This window comes from Oceanobacillus zhaokaii, assembly GCF_003352005.1.
Taxonomy (GTDB): Bacteria; Bacillota; Bacilli; order Bacillales; family Amphibacillaceae; genus Oceanobacillus; species Oceanobacillus zhaokaii.
Genome location: NZ_CP024848.1, coordinates 2,435,191 through 2,456,186, shown reverse-complemented (window position 1 = coordinate 2,456,186; position 20,996 = coordinate 2,435,191). Strand labels below are relative to the sequence as shown.

Here is a 20,996-nt window from a genome sequence, read left to right as displayed (position 1 = left end):
ACTTTAGGGAGGTGATGGGGGAAGAGGGAAAAAGAGTTATTAACTGGGTCTATTACATAATAAAAAATAGGAGGATTTAATGATGAAAAAAATTCTGCAAAGATTGAAAAAAGATGAACGAGGATTGACATTGGTTGAGCTACTTGCTGTTGTTGTTATTTTGGCGATTGTTGGGGCGATTGCGTTTGTGGCGATTGGGAATGTTATGGAGAATTCTAGGCAGGATGCGCACGTGGCAAATGCACAACAAATAGTATCAGCAGCCAAATTGGCCGAAGCTAGTGGTACTGAAATTGGGACGGATTTTAATGTAAATCCAGGAACTGATGGAACGGGTGGACTTGAGACACTTGATACTTTAGTAGATCCATGGACTAAGGGTGAATACGATACTGCAACTGTTTCAAGTATAGATGGAAATTATTCAGTTACCCTCTCAAGCTCAGATGATAATACTGAATGTGCAATCACTGCTTCTACAGAAGCAGAACTCCTTGAAGGAAGAGAAACAGCCTGTCAATAATTATGTCTCAATTTACAATACTTTTCGACCATATAACGGTTGAGAAGTATTGTAAATATTGGTGAACAAATAAGAAGATATAAATTCATAATAAAACTTATCCTAATAGTCAATTCCTTTCACAATCTCATCATACTAATGGTGGGCTGGTGAAAAGAATTGCCTATCATTCTTTAATACTATCAAACTACCCTAGTCACAGAAAGGTGATTTCACATCATGTTTTCGCTTAAAAAATCTAAAAAAGTAATCAACATCGTAATTGAAGATTATGTGCTGCGGATCGTGGAAACGTCTGGTCATAATATTTCCTCCATTAAAATGGTTTCTGAAAAGCCACTTCCAGCAGGTATTATCGTTCACGGGAAAGTTGCAGATGAAATTCAGTTTTATAGTTTTATGAAGGAATTAGTAAAGGAACTTGGCTTGAAAAATCGCCTTGTTCGTTTTTATGTTCCTGACTCACTTGTCATTATGCGTCAGGTTGAGTTTCCTGCACATTTGAAAAATAAAAAAGAAATTAAGGAATACTTTGATACAGAGATTGGTAAAAGCATTCATCTGCCATTCAAAACTCCGGTTTTTGATATCCATTATCCCCCGTTCGAAACTCCGAATCGCAAAGAAACAATGATGGAGAACTTAAATGAAATGCACCAAGGTATATTATTTGCTGCGCCGGAAGAAGAAATGACAAAGTATACGGAAATATTGGTAGACGTATCGATGAAGCCAATTGTTGCCGATGTGAAGGCATTGGGTATTTACCGTTATTATCAACAGATGAAACATATTGATACTAGTCATAGCTACCTCTTTGTTGAGTTAAATGTAACATCTATTCATATCGGTATTTTCCACAATCACCAGCTTGAGTTTTTACGCTTTCAGAATTTAGATTTGAAATTAAAGGGATGGAAAGCAAGCAATCTCCCTAATGAGCCAGTTCATTGGAATTTTGAGGAAGAAGAGGCAGTAATCAAAGGTATTGTCGGGGATCAGATATTGGAATTAGAGCGGATTATGAATTTCTATCGTTTTTCCATACATAAGGGTGAAAAAGGTGTTACTGATATCGTTATTCTCGGTGACCATCCAAACAAACAGGAATTTTATCAAAAAGTGAAAAGCCAGAGCGACTTACCAATCAACTTGTTGCAAAACCATGAAACAAAAGCTAAGGAAATTAGCAGCTTCTATATACCAGCATTAGGGCTCGCGTTAGAAGGGGGAGAATTAGCGGATGAAGCCAGAAGTTAATCTCTTACCGAAGTACGAGCGATATAATAATGTTCCTTTTATATTATTTATTATTGGACTGGTGGTCTGCTTACTGCTTTCCGGCACACTCATCTGTTTTTACGTAACAACTAATGGCGAACTTACAAAAGCAGAAGCCAATGTATCCCAATTAACAGAAGAAAAAACATTGCTTGAAGCTAGGGTAAATATTTTAAATACGAATGATTCCAGTACGTTAGAAGGTGCGATTGCTTATGCAGAGCAGTATGTCGTCCCTACTTCAACACTAGTGGATGAATTTATAGTATTGCTGCCTGAAAGTAGCTATTTAAGCTATTTTTTATATGATTATGAAACGGTACAAGTTGAAACACAATTTGAAGTACTTACAGATACTGCCAACTACGTAGAAGCACTGACAAACTCGGCCTATATGAAAAATGTCGTAATTGATGAAGTAGAAACATTTGATCATGAAACGGAAGATATTGATGAGGAAATGGATAGACGATACGAAGTTATTCCCCGTAATCATGCTCACTATTCGCTTGAAGTTAATAAAGAAGCTTTAGTTGAGGAGGAAGAAACTGATGAATAGTTTGTTCCAAGAAAATAAGAGATCCTTCGTCCTTCTACTTGGATTAGTCTTTGTTTTAATTATTGTGGCATATTTCTTATTCTATCAGCCATTGACAAACAATCTTAAGACTCAGGAAAGTCAGATCACAGAGCTACAAAGCGATATTGCATTATACAATGCACAACTTGAACATGTGGGTAGTGACGATTCACTCGATCTGGACATTGAAAATATGAAATTAGCAAATATCATGCCAACAGCACCAGAGCTTGAGAGCTTCGTAAAAACATTGAATGAGATCGAATTTGTGAGCGGAAGTCGAATTGATGAATTAAGATTTTCATATGATGGTTTGTTACCAGAACGTGTTGTTGCAGAGGAAGAAAACGAAGTTACGGAGAGTACTGAAACGGAAGAAGTGATTGAAGAAACGGAATCAGCTGAAGATCAAGAGTCTAAGAGTGATTTAGAAGAAGTTGAAACAGCCCCTATTGATATGGCAGAAAAACCGGAGAACTTACATTTATTTACAGTGAGTATGGACATAGCTTCACCAAATTATGAACAATTCCAGGTCCTTCTTAAAGAAATAGAAAAGAAAGAAAGAATCATGATGGTCACTCGATTGGAATTTGATAAGCCTGCAGAAAGCGAGATGATGCTTGGTGACGAGGTTGATGAATCTATTATAGCTACAATAGATATTACGACGTTTTATTTTGAAGAAGAGTAAGTGAACGATTTCGATGAAAAATGATATAGAAAAAGTATATTTTAAAGGAGTTAAAGGGGGGTGAACAATGCCATATAAAATCAAGAAACAAGGAGGAATGACGCTGGTAGAACTTCTAGCTGCTATTACCATTTTAGGAATCGTTTTTATCGGTTTTGTTTCTATTTTCCCTCAAATGACAAAATCAAATGTGCAAACGGAAGAAAAATTGGAGACAATGAACTTGGCTAGAGTTGAGTTAGTATTATTAAAAGAATCTCCAAATCTATTATCCAATCCGCCGTATAATAAAACTAGTTGTGAAAACCCTCAATTTATCTATGAAAAAGTGCAAGATGGCTATGATTATGAAATTATTTACGACCCAGTAGAGGATTTGAATAAAAATGAACATAATGATTCAGTAAAACTGAATCAAATTCACATTAAAGTAATGAAAAATGAAAAAATGATCAGTGAGACATTTGGCTATTTGAAGAATGCCGAGATAACGTGTTCTCTTTAAACTATTTGAAGAGGTGATGTAATTGATGATGAATAATGAAAAAGGGATTACGCTCATCGAAGTTCTAGCAACCCTCGTTATCTCCTCTTTATTTATGGGAATCATCTATACAGTAGTTATGATGTCTATGGAATATAGTTCAGTGGAAACTAAGAAAACGCAACTACAACAAGAGGCCAATTATATCATTACAGACCTTCAACGTATCCATAGAAATGGCGAATGTTATGTACTTTCGATAACGGAAAGTGAAGTAGCCGTAGCGGAGGATTGTGCGAATAAAAAAATGGAAGTTTTAAGTAGTGGATATGTTTATAAGACTGAAAGTACTTATGATAGAAAGAAAATCGATCCTAATATAGAAAATGTTGATTTATCCAATTTCAGAATTCAAGATTCCGAGAACGAAAATATAGTAGTAGAAATTACAACAATAATTTCAAGATATAAAAATACGGAGTAAGTGGAAAGGGCTACGAGTGATGAAGAATCTTAAAAACGAACAAGGCTATGCTTTATTAGTTGTAGTACTTATGGTTGTGCTCGTACTCGGTTTTTCCACTTTTTTTATGAGCGCTTCACTTAGTAATGCAAAACAGGAACAAAAGGTTGATCAACAGAATCTTGCGGTAGTTGCTGCTGAAATGGGTGTCGATTATTATACGAACGCTATAACGAATGAGTATTTTAATCAAATTGATGATTTATTCAAATTTGGTGAATCTGAAATAGAGAAAATTAAGGGTCAAGTTGATTCAGAAGACTATAGTCATATTAGAACAAAAGTTAGGGATAAACTCAAATATAATCTAGAGAATTATATAATCATAAATTTATTAGGAAGATCAATATCAACATTTGATAATAGTGATTATTTCTTTCTGTTAGATGAGATTACTGTAGAGAAGAAAGATAAATATAGATTTTTTATAAAAGGTATTGTAAATGGTGATAATAAAGTAGATACAAATCCTCAAATATTAACTTTTAATCTGACATTTTTTGTACCAGAATTTAAGCCAATTCTGGATGAGGACAGTGGAGATGGAGTCGCTATTCCAAAATTTAATGAATTACAGTTTCCTAAACTTAACAAACCTTCGCAGGGATGCGAGATGGGAATTAATCAATTAGAGAAAATCAGTGACAAAAAGTGCTTTGTTGTATCAAGTTTTGATGCTGATAAATTAGTGATAGACAACTCTCATTTATCAATAGGTATGGATATGAATATTAAGAACTCCCCTTTTGAATTAAAGAATAAATCGGAATTATATGTAGGCAACAATTTAAAAACAGATAATGGCTTTACTTCAAATAATTCAATACTATCCATAGTGAATACTATGACAGTGAAAAATAATATGACAATAACTAACTCCGAGATTGGTGTACAACAAAATCTGGACAGTGAGAACAATGTTAGCTTAAAGGCCAATTCAAAAATAACTGTTGGTGGAGAAATGTTTGTTAAAAATAATCTGATAGTAGATGAGTCATTATTAATTATCAAAAATAATTTGGACGCTAAGAACAACTTTGAAATATCAAATGATTCCTCCTTATTAATTGGACTAAATTTAGACGTGAAAAACAATTTTATCGTTAATAGTAATTCAACATTATATGTAGGTAGGAATTTAGATGCTAATAATAATCCGGAGATATCCAACAAATCATCTGTTTTTGTTGGAGGAAATTTTTACGCAAAGAATAATTTAAAAGTAAATGATCATTCAACATTATTTGTACGTGGTAACTTAAACGCTGAGAATAATTTCAAAGTTAGTGATAATTCAAAAGTTTGTATTGCAGGTTCACTCAGTTATCAAAATAATTTTACTGTCGATGATGGAAGTAAAATTTATATCTTAGGTGACGAACACTCTAATAAAGAAGTTATCAAGTTAAGCAGTCTGGAAGAATTAGAAAAAACATGTCAAACGCATGAAAAAACACCAGGTGGACTAGATCCAAACATAATCTGGAACAAACCAGAAATCAAAGTAACCTATAATTTAAAATAAAACCAGTGCCAAAGAATAAAACAATCGAAGCTATTGTATTCTTTGGCATTCATACCTAACTTTCGATTACCTCCACCCTCACCCAAACCGCCCAAACTCCCTCCAAAACCCCATCCCCACCGTACCCGTCGGTTCATTTCGCTGCTTAGAAATGATCTCTTTCACATTATTCTGCTTCTCAGCCTGATTATCATAATAAACGTCCCGGTAAAGGAAGAAAATAACGTCTGCATCTTGTTCGATGTTTCCTGAATCTCGTAAATCAGACATCATTGGGCGCAATCCCTCCTCCCAAGCAACTAATTTTGAAGCATATAGATTGAGAAATCTCCTGAATCTGCAAAGTGAGAACCATCCAACTTGCTGTTAGGGGGTGTATTCGGTTCAATTATGTTTTTTATTTTAAAAGGCTTTCCAAACTACAGGGAAGCCACGTTCTTAATCTCCACCGACATTCATAAACTAATACAAAACGAAAGGAGGCTCTCCCATGAAACACTACGCAATTCTGCGCTTACTGCTTGCGGCATTTTTCCTATATTTCGCCTGGCCATTTATTCCAAATGCGACGTCAACATTAGGTTTCATCTTTTGGGGAATATGGCTGTTCTTCTTAGTCCTTGTCGTTGGTGCGAATTTAGCAACACTTTTACAAATGACAAGACCACCAGTTATGGAACAGGAAGAATTGAGGAGAAGGCAATTCGATAATTATTGAGTTTATTCGCTTTCAACTGTATAATGTTGACAAGATAACGTAGTAGTACAGTTGAAGGCTGGTGAGAATGGATGGCAACAAAGCATGAGCAAATAATCCAACATATCTGGTCATTAGAGGTTGGGCATAAAATATCGGTACGACAAATTGCGAAAGATTTGAATGTAAGTGATGGGACAGCATATCGGGCAATTAAAGAAGCAGAAAATCAAGGGCTTGTCAGTTCGATTGAGCGTGTCGGTACCATTCGAATTGAGCGAAAAAAGCGGGAGAACTTCGAGCACCTGACCTATGCAGAAGTCGTCAATATTATTGATGGACAAGTATTAGGGGGGAAATCTGGGCTCCACAAAACATTAACGAAATTTGTTATTGGTGCGATGGAAATTAAGGCAATGATGCGTTATACAGAAGCAAATTCTTTATTAATCGTCGGAAATAGGGAAAATGCACATGAGGCAGCATTAACGGCTGGTGCTGCTGTACTCATTACTGGTGGGTTTGATACGAGTGCAGAGGTGAAGCAGCTTGCAGATGAGAAGGAATTACCAATTATCTCAACTAGCTATGATAGCTTTACTGTTGCTTCGATGATTAACCGGGCAATCTATGATCAACTAATTAAAAAGGATATCGTTTTCGTTGGTGATATTGCAACTTCATTAGACGATACCTACTATTTGAATTCGAGTGATACAATTCTACAGTGGAATATGTTGAATAAGAAATCAGAACATAGTCGTTTCCCTGTTGTAGACGAAACGTTTCGTGTTGTCGGCATCGTTTCAGCAAGGGATATCGTTGGCAGGGATGATCATACGCCTGTTACAAAAGTAATGACGAAAAAACCATTAGTTGTTACAGCAAAAACTTCGCTTGCGTCTGTTTCACATACGATGATTTGGGAAGGAATCGAGGTTATTCCAATTGTTGATCAAGATTCGAAGCTTCAGGGACTTGTTTCGAGACAGGATGTTCTAAAAGCATTGCAGCAAATACAGCGGCAGCCACAAGTCGGGCAAACGATTGATGATCTTATTTCCACAAGCCTTGAAGATGTAAATGGGGAAGAGGATACGTATCAAACAGAAGTAACACCTCAAATGACGAATCCATTGGGGACGCTATCATACGGAGTCTTTACTTCAATCATTTCCACTGCAAGCAGTCGTTTAATGATGAAGCGGAAAAAGGCTGACCTTGTAATTGAGAATATTACAATCTATTTCAATAAACCAGTACAAATCGAGAGTATCCTAACGATAAAACCTAAACTTCTTGATGTTGGACGGGTCTATGCAAAAATTGAAGTTGATGTATTGATTAAGCAAAAAATTGTCGGCAAGGGCTTAATCATGGCACAATTGATGAACCGATAATAGATCTAGAAAAGAAGCTGCTATTCTTACGGTTTTAAGTTGCAGTTTCAAAATTGGATTAACATAACTCTACCTAACAAAATGGATTGCCCTATACCAGGCAATCCATTTTTGGTGTTATTTATCCAATTCAACCGTTTCGTTTATATCTGTCGATTCAGAACTTTGCCCTGTCATTCGTTTATAGAGAAAAGCAATTTTTTTCGTAAAATTACCTGTTTCCCAATATTCTGCTGCTTCCGCTTTTACCTTTATCAAGACAATGTTAGGATCATCATAAGAGGTTTTCATGATTTTCTCATATGTTTTGCTCCATAATTCCTTTTTCTTGTCTAAATCCTCAACGATTTCTGCTCTTCCACGAACGGAAACATAGGATTTACCTGCATAAGCAACATTTACATCTTTATCATGTAAAATTTCTTCATATTTATTAGTCTCTTTTTTAGTGAAAAACCATAAGTCACCATCAAACTCTACTTCTTGAGTTTTCATAGGGCGAGAAATTAGCCCTTCCTCCGTTAACGTAGTCAGCATGGCAATGTCTACGTCTTTGATTAACTCTCTTAATGTTTCCAATTCTTCCTGTTTTATCATGTTAGACAATTCCATCACCTCATTTATGTTTATAGAGGTATAGTACCCTTTACACCAACTTTTAAACAATCAGCTGATTCTGTATATCAAAGTCGTCTTCGCTTAAGTCTATATGGAAATCGAAAGTCAATTGGTTATAAGAAATGAAGCAAAGAGGTCTCTGAAATTATTAAAAACCGTACTAAAAATTATCAGGAGAATAAGTCATTTTTTTATCGTAAATATAATTTAACGAGGCCTTTACTAAAGAAATATACTTGGCATGCTATAATAAGGAAATAAATGTTATTTAGAAACAGGGAGTAGATTGTTATTACAGAACTTACGTGTGCTAATCGCAATGCTACCAATAGGTTGTAGTTGTACATTAATTGGTTTGACTACAAATTCTCCTGAAATTGTAGGGTGGTTCCTGCTGATAACAGGTACTAACTATCTGGGGTATATGGGTTTGATTTTACATTTAGTCATTATAAAACTTAATAACAATTGATATTTATCTTAAGTTGTTCACTGTTAGTTAATTATATCTAAAAATGATTTTAATTAAATCTATTAATGACTATGCAAGAAAAAAAGGATTTTTAATAAGTGATATTTATTGGACCAAGGGGTAGCGATTGTTCGAATAGAGCAGTCGCTATTTCACTAACATGGCAGAAGAGTTTGTTTAACAAGAACTTGTAAAAATTACAGTTGGAAATGGAGGTATTTGAAATACAGTGAAATTATTTACTTAAACTATTTGGTGCAATCGTTAAAGATGAAATCATTGATATAACAACAAAACTGACGTATGCGAATTTGAACTGCCCCCTGTCAAGTAGACAGTGGAAATAATAAAAATAACTTAAGCGGCCATAGCCCTGTATTCCAGTGGGCTGTGGTCGTTTAATTTTTCTTGATACCTCGTATGATTGTAAAAATGAATGTATTCGTTGATAGCTTTGGATAATTCTTCGAATGTCCCGTACTTATGTAAATAATATTTCTCGCATTTGAGAGTTCCCCAAAACGATTCCATTGGTCCATTATCAATACACTTCCCGACTCGAGACATACTGTGTGTCATCTCTGCCTGGTCTATCCGACGTTTAAATCCGTGTGAAGTATATTGAAACCCTCGATCACTATGAATTAGTGGATGTTCTTCATCATTCAATGTGGCCGTCGCCAGATCCAACGTTTTAAACACAAGTTGGTTATTGTTTCGGTGGCCAAAAACATAGCTAACAATCGATCCATCATATAAATCACGAATAGCACTTAAATATGCTTTCTTCGAAGCACCATACTTAAATTCCGTCACATCTGTAACCCATTTTTCATTTGGTTTTTCTGCTTTAAAATTACGATTTAAGATATTCTCCGCAACGTGTTTGGGGAGAGATTGTTTATAACGATTCTTCTTTTTTCGTATGACAGATTGTAATCCAGCGATTTTCATCAATCTATATATTCTTTTGTGATTGAGTTTTTGCTGAAGTTTCTCTTTAAATATACGGTTCACGTTTGTCTTCATTCGACGGTATCCATAGATGCCCTCCACTTTTTCATGAAGAGTTATCATTTCCTTAATAATCTCCTGATTTAGTAGTTCTTGCTTTGAAGGTGTTCTATTTAACCATTTATAATAAGCAGATCGTGCAATTCCTGCAATTTCACAAAGAAGAGAAATCGGTAGATTTCCCTCGATATGGAGCTCTTGTATTGCGATATACTTATCCTTAAACCTTACTTGGTTTATGTTCGCCTCCTTTCGATCTCCTCTAACTTTTTTAGAAATGCATTCTCCGCACGTAAACGTTCATTCTCTTTTTCCATTCGACGCATCTCTAGCTTCATCTTTTCTTCTGTAGTTAATTCTTCTTCACTTTTGGAACGTCCTCTCCTATCCTTTAACGCATCCCATCCATCGGCTTCATACTTACGCACCCATTGATAGACTTGTTGATAAGACACTTTATGGGTACCCGCAGTTTGTTGATAATCCTTGTCATTCGATAATGCATCCTGTACAATTTCAATTCGTTCTTGCCAAGTCGTTTTTCTCCCTTTAGTCATAGAGCGTGTTCTCCCTTTTTCCGTATCTTTTAATTCTCTATGACTATTATACTTTGTAATCCAATTTTCGAGTACCGCTACACCAGATATACTATATTTTCTTACTATTTCACGTAAGGAATATTCTCCTGAAATATAATCTCTAACCGCAGCTTCCTTTAATTCTTTAGAATATTTTCTCCATGTTTTGGATTCTTCTAAACCACGAACTCCTTCTTTCTCATACTTCTCCATCCAATTGTAAAGTGTAGATGAATAAATTCGATATTTTGAACATAACTCTCCTATTGTGTAATCTCCATTTTTATAAGCCATTATTACTTCATATTTAACTTCACTAGAATGAGACCTTTTTGACATAAAAAAACTCCCCCTAAGATAAAAACAGATTTTTATTTTTTAATCTGTCTACCTTAAGGGGAGCATATCAATTCATACGTCAGTTGGTCTGTCATTTTATGCACTTCAAAACGGGACGCTTTAATCTTGTCAATAACCAGCTTTTTTCTAATTCAGTCCAGAGATTTTCTAGTTCATTCCGTCGGATTCAATCGCTTCCACTCACTGCGGTAATGCTTTACCTCTCTGAAGCCACGGTATAGCTGTAAGCCACCAAAGAAGATGAAGATGATGCCGATAATCAAGGAAAAACGGGATAAATAGTAAATGTATTGATTAACTCCGTAGAAGAATATGAAGCTGCCAAGACAGATACGGGATTTTGCATTAAAATAGCTTTGAGTCAGTCCGTCTTTACTCTTAACAATGGCAACCTTATAATATACATATAGCACAAGGGAAATAATAATAATAATTGGAAAAATAATCATGTAATCTCTCCTAAATTCAGTTAAGTCCTACTATTCTTATTGTACCGTTTTTCGACTGAATTTGCGAGCGTTACTGAAGTCTACTAGAAGGTCAGGAGCTATCATCATGTCAAAAACTGAAATTATTGAAACGATTAAACAATACGATACGATTATTATTCATCGTCATGTCAGACCAGACCCAGATGCACTAGGATCACAGGTGGGACTAAAGGAAATCATTAAAGCGTCATTCCCAAATAAATCGGTTTATGCTGTTGGCGAGCAAGAAGCCTCACTCGAATTTTTAGCGAAAATGGATGTTATCAAAGATGAACGATATGTAGAAGCACTTGTCATCGTTTGTGATACTGCCAATTCACCAAGAATCGACGATGAAAGATATCGATTAGGGAAGAAGTTAATCAAAGTCGACCATCATCCTGTCGTTGATGAATATGGCGACATTCGCTGGGAGAATACAGAGGCAAGCTCTGCAAGTGAAATGATTTATGCATTATATGAGCATGGCAAAGATCAAGGCCTGAAGATGAGCGACGAGGCAGCGCGTCTTCTCTACGGCGGAATTGTTGGTGATACAGGTCGCTTCATGTTCCCGAGCACAACGAAGAAAACCTTCCAATATGCAGCAGAGCTCGTAACGTATGATTTTGATCTTACTGAACTCTATAAAAATTTATACATGGAAAAAGATTCGCTCTCAAGATTAAAAGGCTATATTTTACAAAATTTTAAGCTTACACCAGCAGGTTCATCATCCATTAAACTGCCAAAGGAAATATTAGAGAAATTTAATGTCAGCCCAAGAGATCCTGGGAAAATTATTAACGTGCTTAGTAATGTTGAAGGGATTAAGGTATGGGCATTTTTCACAGAAGAAGAGGATTCAATCCGCGTTAGCATTCGCTCAAAAGGTCCAGTAATTAACCAAATTGCAGCAAAATACAACGGCGGCGGTCACCCGCTCGCATCTGGCGCACAAGCCGAATCATGGGAAGAAGTAGACAATATCATCGCAGATTTAGAGGCATTGTGCAGGGAGAATTAATTGTTATTAGCATGCAGTAGATTTTTTGAGATTAAGCACATTCCGTAGCGGTGTCAGAATAGCCTCAACCAAACAAGCTGATTTTGCAATCGTGAAATCAGCTTGTTATCAATCCCCCGATAATTTAGTTTTCACCGTTATTTTCACCGTCTGTGAAATCATCGTTAATCTAGTAATATCGAAATAATAGGTAAAGTCATCGACAGTGAACCCTTTATTTTCAATGGTAGATACGAGCAGTTCTTCACTGCCGGCAACAACATTAATTGGCTCGCCAATAATCGAATGAATTGCAGCCTTCATCATTTCCTCCAGCTGAAAGGTAATTAGCCGGTCTAATTTCAACTCCGTACCATTCGTAATTTCTACTTCAATGGCTTGGACAGTTAGAGATTGATTGGACTTCTCACTTAAATCTTCCTTATCCTTCAGTAATGCTTCATTTTGAGCCTTTAATTTAGTCACTTCTGCTTGCAGCTCGTAATTCTCAGCAATCAGTTTTTCATATTGGTAGCCATACATATACATTAAAAGACAATAGGATAGAACTGACCCTATAGCAGCACCAGCGAGAAATCGCTGCCAAGAAGGCTTTTTATGATATGGCGGAATATGCATTATTCAACTTCCCCTTGGATCAGCCATTCAATTAAGAGGATTGCCGTTTTCACGCCACCCATTGCTGATAATATTAATAATACTTGTTTCAGTAAATCCATTGTCGTTCCCTCAAAAACACCCTTTTCAAAATTGGCAATAGCATCAAAAGTACCACCGATTGCGGCAACAATTGCCCAAATTCTTAGCCGGTTAGCAATTCGGCCGATTGCGGTCAGTGGTGCATTGCCAGTAACAAAATCGCCAATACTTCCGATGATCGATCCGCCAATGACCACGCCAAAGGCAATAAAAAAACAATGAATAAATGAAGCAAAAAAACGTTCCTCCATCGCAATGCACACTCCTCAGAACCTATTCTTCACATTGTATGATGCAATAGGACGAGATATGTAAATAAATTAGTATGCCACCGTATGCATGTTCTATCTTTATTGCTATAATGGAGGGAGAGAAAAGGCGGGATATGATGTCATATACACATTTACAAGTTAGAAGTGGCTATAGCCTGATGGATAGTACGATTACAATTGAAAAATTAGTGAACCGTTCCAAGGAGCTAAGATTTAGCGCAATTGCGCTGACAGACGAGAATGTCCTCTACGGTGCAATTCCTTTTTATAAAGCATGTGTGAAGGCGGGAATCAAGCCAATTATCGGCATGATAACGAAGGTAATGATCGGAGAAGAGGAGAATGAAATTGTTCTACTTGCAAAGAATAATCAAGGGTATAAAGCGCTTGTCAAGCTGAGTACAAATCTGCAATTAGGGCAGGAGCATACAATTGATTTTAAAGATTTGCATACCTATACAGAGCATTTGATTTGTATTTTACCTGTCGTCAATCAGACATTGGAAGGGTTACTGCTTGATCATCCCTTCGAACATGCAGCAGCATTTGTAAACAGGTGGCAAGAGGAGATCTTGAGTGGAGACTTTTATTTAGGTATCCAAGCAACTGGAGATATAGAGCTGACACGTTCACTAAAAGCGTTCCATGAGCAATACAATATCACTGTTGTGGCGATAAATGATGTTCGTTATTTAGATGAAAAAGATGCTATCGCTTATGATTGCCTGCAAGCGATGAAACATGGAAATAGCTGGGGGATGCAGCTATCAGACCCGCGCAGCAGACAGAAGCATTTAAAATCGACAAATGAGATGGAAGCAATATTTGCGGGAGTATGGCCGGAAGTGCTGCAGGAAACGGAAAATATTAAATCCCGTTGTCAGGTGACATTCGATTTCGACCAGCGATTATTACCGTCATTCCCTGTTCCAGAAGGTTTAACTGCGAATGACTATTTAGAACAGCTTTGCACAGAAAACGTCGAGAAAAAATACGCCACTGTTACAGTTGAAATCTCCGAACGATTGCAATATGAGCTAGGTATTATCAAATCAATGAATTTTAGTGATTATTTCTTAATCGTTGCTGATTTTATCCGCTACGCAAAGGAAAACCAAATTTTAGTTGGACCTGGTCGTGGATCTTCAGCAGGATCTCTTGTCGCTTATGTACTAGGAATTACCGATATCGATCCGATCCGCTATCAATTATTGTTTGAGCGATTCTTGAATCCTGAGCGGCAAACGATGCCAGATATTGATATTGATTTTGCGGATGAAAAACGGGATTTGGTGATTGATTATGTTCGTGAGAAATACGGGTTGGAGCATGTTGCCCAAATTATTACGTTTGGTACGTTTGCAGCAAGATCATTAATCCGTGAGCTTATTAAAACAATGGAAGTCGATGATCAGGAAGCACGGTTTATTTTGAAGGAGCTTCCATTACAGACGAATAAGAAACTGGTTGAAATCATTCAATCTTCAGCAGAACTGCGCGACTTTATTAAAGCATCACCAAAGCTAAAAGTACTATTTACAATCGCAATTAAACTGGAAGGAATTCCTAGGCACATTTCTACTCATGCTGCAGGTGTTGTAATTAGTGAGAGGCCATTAAGTGAGCATGTGCCACTGACAGTCGGTTCAAACGAAACACGATTAACTCAATACACGATGACTGATTTGGAATCACTTGGTTTACTGAAAATTGATTTTCTAGGCTTGCGAAATTTAACGTTGCTAGAGAAAATCGTAAAATCAATTCAAATCACGGCAAATAAAAATCTCACACTAGATTCGATTCCATTAGATGATGAAGCAACTTACACACTGCTTCGTAAAGGGCAAACAAATGGTGTTTTCCAGCTTGAGTCCCAAGGGATGAAAGGGGTTTTGAAGACATTAAAGCCGACTTCATTTGAAGACATTGTTGCGGTAAATGCGCTCTATCGTCCAGGTCCAATGGATTTTATTCCAACTTATATTGCGAGAAAGCACGGTAAGGAGCAAGTAATCTATCCACATCCAGACCTAGCACCGATTTTAGCGGGTACGTATGGTGTATTGGTTTACCAGGAGCAAATCATGCAGATTGCAAACCGAATCGCGGGTTTCACTTTAGGTGAAGCGGATATATTACGACGTGCAGTGAGTAAGAAAAAGCAAGAAGTAATGGATGAGCAAAGGGAAGCTTTTGTAAACGGATGTCTTCAAAATGGCTATAAGCTTAATATTGCCGAGGAAATTTTTAGCTGGATCGTTAAATTTGCAAATTACGGATTTCCACGAAGCCATGCAGCCGCATATAGTAAAATTTCCTATCAGTTAAGCTATTTAAAAGCACACTACCCAGCAAACTTCTTTGCTGAGCTATTAAGTGCAGCACGGAACCAGCAGGATAAAATAAGCATGTATCTGAAGGAACTAAAGGAGCAAGGTCTTACACTTTTGCCGCCATCGATCAATCATAGCTACGGAAAATACACTGTAGAGCATCAGCAAGTTCGAATGGGATTAGCATCCATTAAAGGGGTTAACAATCAGACTATAAAGGAGATCAACCGTGTTAGGAAGCAAGCTAAGTTCAAGAATTTATTTGACTTTTGCTTGCGAATTGATTTCAAACAAATCAACAGGAAAACAATTGAAAATCTAATCATTGCAGGTGCCTTCGATGAAACCTATGCAAACCGTGCGAGTCTTCTAGCATCGCTTGATCAAGCAATGGAGCAGGGAGAGCTTTTTCGAGAATTTTCGGATCAGCCAAGTCTATTTAAAGATCAAATTGAACTAGAAGTTAATTATGTAGAAATAGAGGATTTCAGTATTGTTAAGAAGCTGGCAGATGAAAAGGAATTTCTCGGTATGTATATTTCGAGTCATCCATTAAAAGAATACCGCTCACGACTGCGTGCAAATGGTTATGTGACAATCGCAAATGCAGAAACCTTAGTGGGAAAAAGAAATATCAAAGCTGCTGCAATTATTCAGCAAATAAAAGCGATTCGCACAAAGCGCGGGGAATCAATGGCATTTATTACATTAGGCGATGAAACAAGCGAGATGGATGGAGTCGTTTTTCCAGACTTATATCGGGAAACTAGAAAATTTCTAGAGGATGAAAAGCTCATTACGATTAAAGGGAAAATCGAATCAAGAAATAATCGAGTGCAATGGATACTTGATGAAATTAAACCATTTCTTGCAGAGGAATTAATAGAGCAATCGAATCAGCGTTTGTTTATTAAGCTAACCGATGAAAAAACAGAGGAAGCATTGGATATGATTAAACAGATGGCACGTCAATTTCCTGGCAGTGTCCCGATCATTATTTATCAAGAGGGGACGAAGCAAACCTACCAGCTAGCGGAGGAGTACTATATTAATCCGGCTAGAGAGGCGTTAGACGTCCTCAGAAACTATTTTGGGAAGGCAGATGTAGTCCTGGCAGATAGGAAAGTATAACGACATCTATCTGCATAAGTGCAATTATTACTGTCACCAAAGGCTTGGTTAAGCCTTAAGGTCCTTACAAAAGCAGAAAAAAGAAATGATATTTTTGCAAGACTTGACGCGTCTGATATAATAGAGAAGTTATAGGTGGTCTGACCACCTATTGTATGGTTTATCCATTGTTAAATACCAAATAAATGGTACAATCGGTAGTATAAATTTTGTCTGAATGAATCTTGCATTACAAATAGCTTTTCTGTTAGATAATGCCTCAAAAATCTACAGCTCAAGGGAGCGAATTGAAGCAAATGGGAAACTTAAGAGATGATGCTTTACGGTTGCATAAAGAAAATCTGGGAAAGCTGGCAGTACAGTCTAAGGTTCCTGTTCTAAATGCAATGGATTTAAGTTTAGCCTATTCACCAGGTGTTGCAGAACCGTGCATGGAAATATACAATCGAAGCGATACTGTATATGATTACACGATGAAGGGTAATATGGTTGCAGTGGTAAGTGACGGTTCTGCCGTTTTAGGATTAGGAAATATTGGTCCAGAAGCTGCGTTACCTGTTATGGAAGGGAAATCCGTTCTATTTAAAACATTCGCAGGTGTAGATTCGTTTCCGATTTGTTTAGCAACAAATGATGTCGATGAGATTGTGCGTACCGTGAAATTAATGGAGCCCACTTTTGGCGGCATCAATTTAGAAGATATTGCTGCACCGAATTGCTTTATCATTGAGGAAAGATTGAAGAACGAAATGAATATACCCGTTTTTCATGATGATCAGCATGGTACTGCGATTGTTACTGTTGCAGGATTAATTAATGCATTAAAACTTGTAGGTAAGTCATTCTCCGAGATAAAAGTAGTCGCCAATGGGGCCGGAGCAGCAGGTATTGCCATCATAAAACTTTTACATAGCTTCGGTGTCAGGGATATCATCATGTGTGATTCGCGTGGTGCGATTTTTGAAGGAAGAACTTACCGAATGAACGCAGTGAAGGAAGAAGTAGCAAGAATTACGAATCGGAATAAGCTTGAGGGCAGCTTGGATGATATTTTAACTGGTGCAGATGTGTTTATTGGGGTATCTGTCGGTGATGCATTGACAAAGAATATGGTTGCGAAGATGAATAATGACGCAATTCTTTTTGCAATGGCAAACCCGAATCCAGAAATTACACCAGCAGATGCAAAGGATGCTGGTGCAAGAGTAATTGGTACAGGGCGATCTGATTATCCGAACCAAGTGAATAATGTCCTTGCGTTTCCAGGAATATTCCGAGGTGCTTTAGATGTTCGGGCAACTAGAATTAATGAAGAAATGAAGGTTGCAGCGGCAGAAGCAATTGCCTCGCTCATTCCTGAAGAAGCGCTACACGAAGAATATGTTATTCCTGCACCATTTGATCCTCGAGTCGCACCAATTGTTGCGGCAAGTGTGGCAAAAGCAGCAATTAAATCTGGTGTAGCAAGACTCAATGTTGATCCCGAAAGTGTGGCAGAAAGAACACGTACGCTAGCTAGTTTGGAAGAAAATTAATCGGCAAAAGGGGTGACAAAGGACAATGTCACTATTACCGAATCAGAAGGTTTATCAAGGAGTACTAAATGAAATCCGTAGCTTTATAGAGAAAAACAAGTTAAATCCGGGAGACAAGCTTCCATCGGAGCGCGAGCTATCGGAGAAGCTGCAGGCAGGCAGATCGTCGATACGCGAAGCATTGCGAGCACTTGAATTGCTTGGTTTAATTGAAACGAAGGCCGGTGAGGGTACTTATTTGAGTACATATCGTTCGTTTCAAACCGTTGAACTTTTATCATCTTTTATTTTACAGGAAAGCAATACGAGAGAAGATTTGTTTTTATCGAAGCGAATTATTGAGAAGGAAGCAGCGAAACTTGCTTTCGATCGGTTTACGGATTCAGATTTTGTAGAAATAAATCGAATCATTGATTTAACTTATAATCATCCTAATGATCGCCATGTCGCTTTTTTTAACTTTATTTTTATGAAGACGGAGAATTTATTATTAACGCGAATATGGCAGTTAATGGAAGAATTTTCACATACGATTAAAAAGGACGCATACAATCCATCATTTTATCGGAAGCTTGTGGAACTATATACTGAGCGTCATTATGCAGCGATTGAGAATTTATTTAACAAATTAGAAAGTTTATAGACATTTTCTATATTAAGAAATAAGATATTATTTGACTACTCGACTAGTTTAGACAACCTTTTTAGCAGGGATAAGCTAGGATTAGGGATACGAGATTAATACATTCAGAGTGTAGTCAAGATGCTATTAGAAGGAGGAATTACCTTGGCTAAATTTATGTTTAGCAAGCGTAAGAAATACGCAACGATACCGAGCGAACATAGCAAGGTAGATGTTCCTGAAGGTTTAATGCAAAAGTGTGATAAATGTCATAAAATATTTTACCGTAAAGAAATGAAGAAAACATTAAATGTTTGCCCGAACTGTGGCTATCATCACCCATTAAAGGCATGGGATCGAATTGAAAGTTTATTTGATGAAGGTACGTTCAAGGAATGGGATAAGCAATTAACATCCGTCAACCCGCTTAATTTTCCAGGGTATGAAGAAAAGATTAAGAAGGATCAGCAGAAAACGGGATTAAATGAAGGAATCATTACAGGTGAAGGTCTGATTAATGGACAAGCTACTTCAGTTGCTGTAATGGACTCTTCCTTCCGCATGGGGAGTATGGGCTCGGCGATTGGCGAGAAAATTGCGAGAGCGATTGAAAATGCAAGAGAAGCTTCATTGCCGTTCATTATTTTCACTGCATCTGGTGGTGCAAGAATGCAGGAAGGTGTTTTGAGTTTAATGCAAATGGCGAAGACGTCAGTTGCTATTAAACGCTTCAGTGATAGTGGTGGACTAATGATTTCAATTATGACCCATCCAACAACTGGCGGAGTTTCTGCGAGTTTCGCATCACTCGGTGATTATAATTTCGCAGAACCTGGTGCATTGATCGGTTTTGCAGGTCGACGAATTATTGAACAGACCATTCGTGAAAAACTACCTGAAGATTTCCAAACTGCAGAATTTCAATTAAAGCATGGACAATTGGATCGAATTGTACCAAGAGATGAGATGAAAGACCTTCTTACAACGCTGCTTGAAATGCATCAGAAGGGTAGGAACGAAGCATGAAGCATATTTTAGAATTTGAGAAGCCAATCATTAATTTAAAAGAGAAAATATCTGAGTTAAAGAAATTCACTTCTGAAAGTGAACTTGATTTATCTGAAGAGATTACAACATTAGAAAAGCGATTGGCAGAGCTAGAGGCAGATGTCTATGGCAATTTAAAGCCATGGGATCGTGTACAAATGGCAAGGCATCCTGAACGTCCTACAACTATGGACTATGTGGAGCAGATTTTCACAAACTTTATTGAATTCCATGGCGATCGTTATTTTGGTGATGATGAAGCAATCATTGCGGGTATCGCTTATTATCGGGATCAACCTGTTACCGTTATTGGCCATCAACGCGGAAAAGATACGAAGGAGAATATTCGCAGAAACTTTGGTATGCCTCATCCTGAAGGGTATAGAAAAGCACTTCGCCATATGAAGCAGGCAGAGAAGTTCAATCGTCCAATAATATGCTTTATTGATACAAAGGGCGCATACCCAGGTAAGGCAGCAGAAGAACGTGGACAGAGTGAAGCAATTGCTAGAAACCTCATGGAAATGGCGGGCCTAACGGTTCCTATAATATGTATTGTTATTGGTGAAGGTGGAAGTGGAGGTGCGCTTGCTCTTGGTGTAGGTGATCATCTCCATATGCTTGAGAACTCTACTTATTCTGTAATCTCTCCAGAAGGTGCTGCTGCATTATTGTGGAAGGATGCTGGACAAGCAAAGAGAGCTGCTGAAACGATGAAAATTACTGCATATGATCTCAAGCAATTACATGTTATTGATCAGATTATTCCTGAAGCGAGAGGCGGAGCTCATCGCGACGTGAAGCAGCAGGCAGACTATATTGACCTCGTAATAAATCAGTCACTAGAACAGCTTTCTAAATACACGAAAGATGAGTTATTAGAAAAACGCTGGGAAAAATACAAAGTAATGGGTGAATTCCAACAATTGTAAGAAGTCCTTGGGTTGATAATGTTAGCATTATCAGCCTTTTCTTACGGATTCACGTTGTTTGTTTAATTTTTGTATGTTTTTTTGACAGTTAACAAAATGTACAAACTTTCTTACTACAGAAATGCAGTTAAAGCAGCCACCGAAAAGCATGGTTTAACCTTAGTTTTCTAATAAAA

21 protein-coding genes are annotated in these 20,996 nt (G+C 37.2%); 15 read left to right on the top strand and 6 right to left on the bottom strand.

Annotation, left to right across the window (positions count from 1 at the left end; all coding sequences use genetic code 11):
• Nucleotides 1–79 precede the first annotated feature (79 nt).
• The 7 genes from CUC15_RS12525 (at nt 80) to CUC15_RS12495 (ending at nt 5,610) form a co-directional block, all read left to right on the top strand.
• Nucleotides 80–523, top strand: coding sequence for a type II secretion system protein (locus tag CUC15_RS12525; RefSeq protein WP_205317604.1), 444 nt, complete (start codon nt 80–82; stop codon nt 521–523).
• Nucleotides 524–742: 219 nt separating this feature from the next.
• The gene (gene pilM / locus CUC15_RS12520) at nt 743–1,783 is read left to right on the top strand and encodes a type IV pilus biogenesis protein PilM (RefSeq protein WP_114916977.1); all 1,041 of its coding nucleotides are present in this window, start codon (nt 743–745) and stop codon (nt 1,781–1,783) included.
• Entirely contained in the window at nt 1,767–2,363 is a 597-nt protein-coding gene (locus CUC15_RS12515) for a hypothetical protein (protein ID WP_114916976.1), read from the top strand. The genes pilM and CUC15_RS12515 overlap by 17 nt, the downstream gene beginning before the upstream one ends.
• Entirely contained in the window at nt 2,356–3,078 is a 723-nt protein-coding gene (locus CUC15_RS12510) for a hypothetical protein (protein WP_114916975.1), read from the top strand. The genes CUC15_RS12515 and CUC15_RS12510 overlap by 8 nt, the downstream gene beginning before the upstream one ends.
• Nucleotides 3,079–3,145: 67 nt before the next feature.
• Nucleotides 3,146–3,583, top strand: a complete 438-nt coding sequence (locus tag CUC15_RS12505) for a PulJ/GspJ family protein (protein ID WP_114916974.1) — start codon at nt 3,146–3,148, stop codon at nt 3,581–3,583.
• Nucleotides 3,584–3,608: 25 nt separating this feature from the next.
• Complete coding sequence (locus CUC15_RS12500; protein WP_114916973.1) at nt 3,609–4,046, top strand: PilW family protein; 438 nt, start codon at nt 3,609–3,611, stop codon at nt 4,044–4,046.
• 19 nt (nt 4,047–4,065) lie between these two features.
• Nucleotides 4,066–5,610 (top strand): hypothetical protein, encoded by a 1,545-nt coding sequence (locus tag CUC15_RS12495; protein ID WP_114916972.1) that lies wholly within the window; start codon nt 4,066–4,068, stop codon nt 5,608–5,610.
• A gap of 78 nt (nt 5,611–5,688) precedes the next feature.
• Here the strand turns inward: CUC15_RS12495 and CUC15_RS12490 are convergent, their stop codons facing one another.
• Nucleotides 5,689–5,883, bottom strand: coding sequence for a DnaB-like helicase C-terminal domain-containing protein (locus CUC15_RS12490; RefSeq protein WP_114916971.1), 195 nt, complete (start codon nt 5,881–5,883; stop codon nt 5,689–5,691).
• Nucleotides 5,884–6,100: 217 nt separating this feature from the next.
• On the opposite strand from CUC15_RS12490, the gene CUC15_RS12485 reads away from it, so the two are divergent.
• Together CUC15_RS12485 and CUC15_RS12480 are read left to right on the top strand one after the other, a co-directional pair.
• The gene (locus tag CUC15_RS12485; RefSeq protein ID WP_114916970.1) at nt 6,101–6,328 is read left to right on the top strand and encodes a hypothetical protein; all 228 of its coding nucleotides are present in this window, start codon (nt 6,101–6,103) and stop codon (nt 6,326–6,328) included.
• A gap of 71 nt (nt 6,329–6,399) precedes the next feature.
• Nucleotides 6,400–7,707: a DRTGG domain-containing protein gene (locus CUC15_RS12480; protein ID WP_114916969.1), complete on the top strand. Its 1,308-nt coding sequence runs from the start codon at nt 6,400–6,402 to the stop codon at nt 7,705–7,707.
• Between the two features lie 117 nt (nt 7,708–7,824).
• Here the strand turns inward: CUC15_RS12480 and CUC15_RS12475 are convergent, their stop codons facing one another.
• The 3 genes from CUC15_RS12475 to CUC15_RS12460 all read right to left on the bottom strand — a co-directional run bounded on the left by CUC15_RS12475 (nt 7,825) and on the right by CUC15_RS12460 (nt 11,198).
• Nucleotides 7,825–8,313, bottom strand: coding sequence for a pyridoxamine 5'-phosphate oxidase family protein (locus tag CUC15_RS12475; protein ID WP_114916968.1), 489 nt, complete (start codon nt 8,311–8,313; stop codon nt 7,825–7,827).
• Between the two features lie 841 nt (nt 8,314–9,154).
• Nucleotides 9,155–10,728 (bottom strand): IS3 family transposase gene (locus CUC15_RS12465; protein WP_114915783.1). Its coding sequence is split into 2 segments (ribosomal slippage): nt 9,155–10,086 and nt 10,086–10,728, totalling 1,575 coding nucleotides; the frame shifts between segments, so codons are not numbered across the junction.
• 173 nt (nt 10,729–10,901) lie between these two features.
• Nucleotides 10,902–11,198, bottom strand: coding sequence for a YtpI family protein (locus CUC15_RS12460; RefSeq protein WP_114916966.1), 297 nt, complete (start codon nt 11,196–11,198; stop codon nt 10,902–10,904).
• A 106-nt stretch (nt 11,199–11,304) separates the two neighbouring features.
• On the opposite strand from CUC15_RS12460, the gene CUC15_RS12455 reads away from it, so the two are divergent.
• A complete protein-coding gene (locus tag CUC15_RS12455; protein ID WP_114916965.1) occupies nt 11,305–12,246 on the top strand; it encodes a DHH family phosphoesterase in 942 nt (313 codons plus the stop codon).
• Between the two features lie 108 nt (nt 12,247–12,354).
• Here the strand turns inward: CUC15_RS12455 and ytrI are convergent, their stop codons facing one another.
• Together ytrI and ytrH are read right to left on the bottom strand one after the other, a co-directional pair.
• A complete protein-coding gene (gene ytrI, locus CUC15_RS12450; protein WP_114916964.1) occupies nt 12,355–12,864 on the bottom strand; it encodes a sporulation membrane protein YtrI in 510 nt (169 codons plus the stop codon).
• On the bottom strand, nt 12,864–13,196 hold the full coding sequence (gene ytrH, locus CUC15_RS12445) for a sporulation membrane protein YtrH (protein ID WP_114916963.1): 333 nt from the start codon (nt 13,194–13,196) through the stop codon (nt 12,864–12,866). The genes ytrI and ytrH overlap by 1 nt, the downstream gene beginning before the upstream one ends.
• A 134-nt stretch (nt 13,197–13,330) precedes the next feature.
• Between ytrH and dnaE the strand changes: the two genes are divergently transcribed.
• The 5 genes from dnaE to accA all read left to right on the top strand — a co-directional run bounded on the left by dnaE (nt 13,331) and on the right by accA (nt 20,820).
• Nucleotides 13,331–16,684 (top strand): DNA polymerase III subunit alpha, encoded by a 3,354-nt coding sequence (gene dnaE, locus CUC15_RS12440; protein ID WP_341457155.1) that lies wholly within the window; start codon nt 13,331–13,333, stop codon nt 16,682–16,684.
• Nucleotides 16,685–16,980: 296 nt separating this feature from the next.
• Nucleotides 16,981–18,219 (top strand): NADP-dependent malic enzyme, encoded by a 1,239-nt coding sequence (ystJ, locus tag CUC15_RS12435; protein WP_114916961.1) that lies wholly within the window; start codon nt 16,981–16,983, stop codon nt 18,217–18,219.
• A 25-nt stretch (nt 18,220–18,244) separates the two neighbouring features.
• On the top strand, nt 18,245–18,862 hold the full coding sequence (locus tag CUC15_RS12430; protein WP_114916960.1) for a FadR/GntR family transcriptional regulator: 618 nt from the start codon (nt 18,245–18,247) through the stop codon (nt 18,860–18,862).
• 144 nt (nt 18,863–19,006) lie between these two features.
• Nucleotides 19,007–19,867: an acetyl-CoA carboxylase, carboxyltransferase subunit beta gene (accD, locus tag CUC15_RS12425; RefSeq protein WP_114916959.1), complete on the top strand. Its 861-nt coding sequence runs from the start codon at nt 19,007–19,009 to the stop codon at nt 19,865–19,867.
• The gene (gene accA / locus CUC15_RS12420) at nt 19,864–20,820 is read left to right on the top strand and encodes an acetyl-CoA carboxylase carboxyl transferase subunit alpha (protein WP_114916958.1); all 957 of its coding nucleotides are present in this window, start codon (nt 19,864–19,866) and stop codon (nt 20,818–20,820) included. The genes accD and accA overlap by 4 nt, the downstream gene beginning before the upstream one ends.
• Nucleotides 20,821–20,996: the final 176 nt, after the last annotated feature.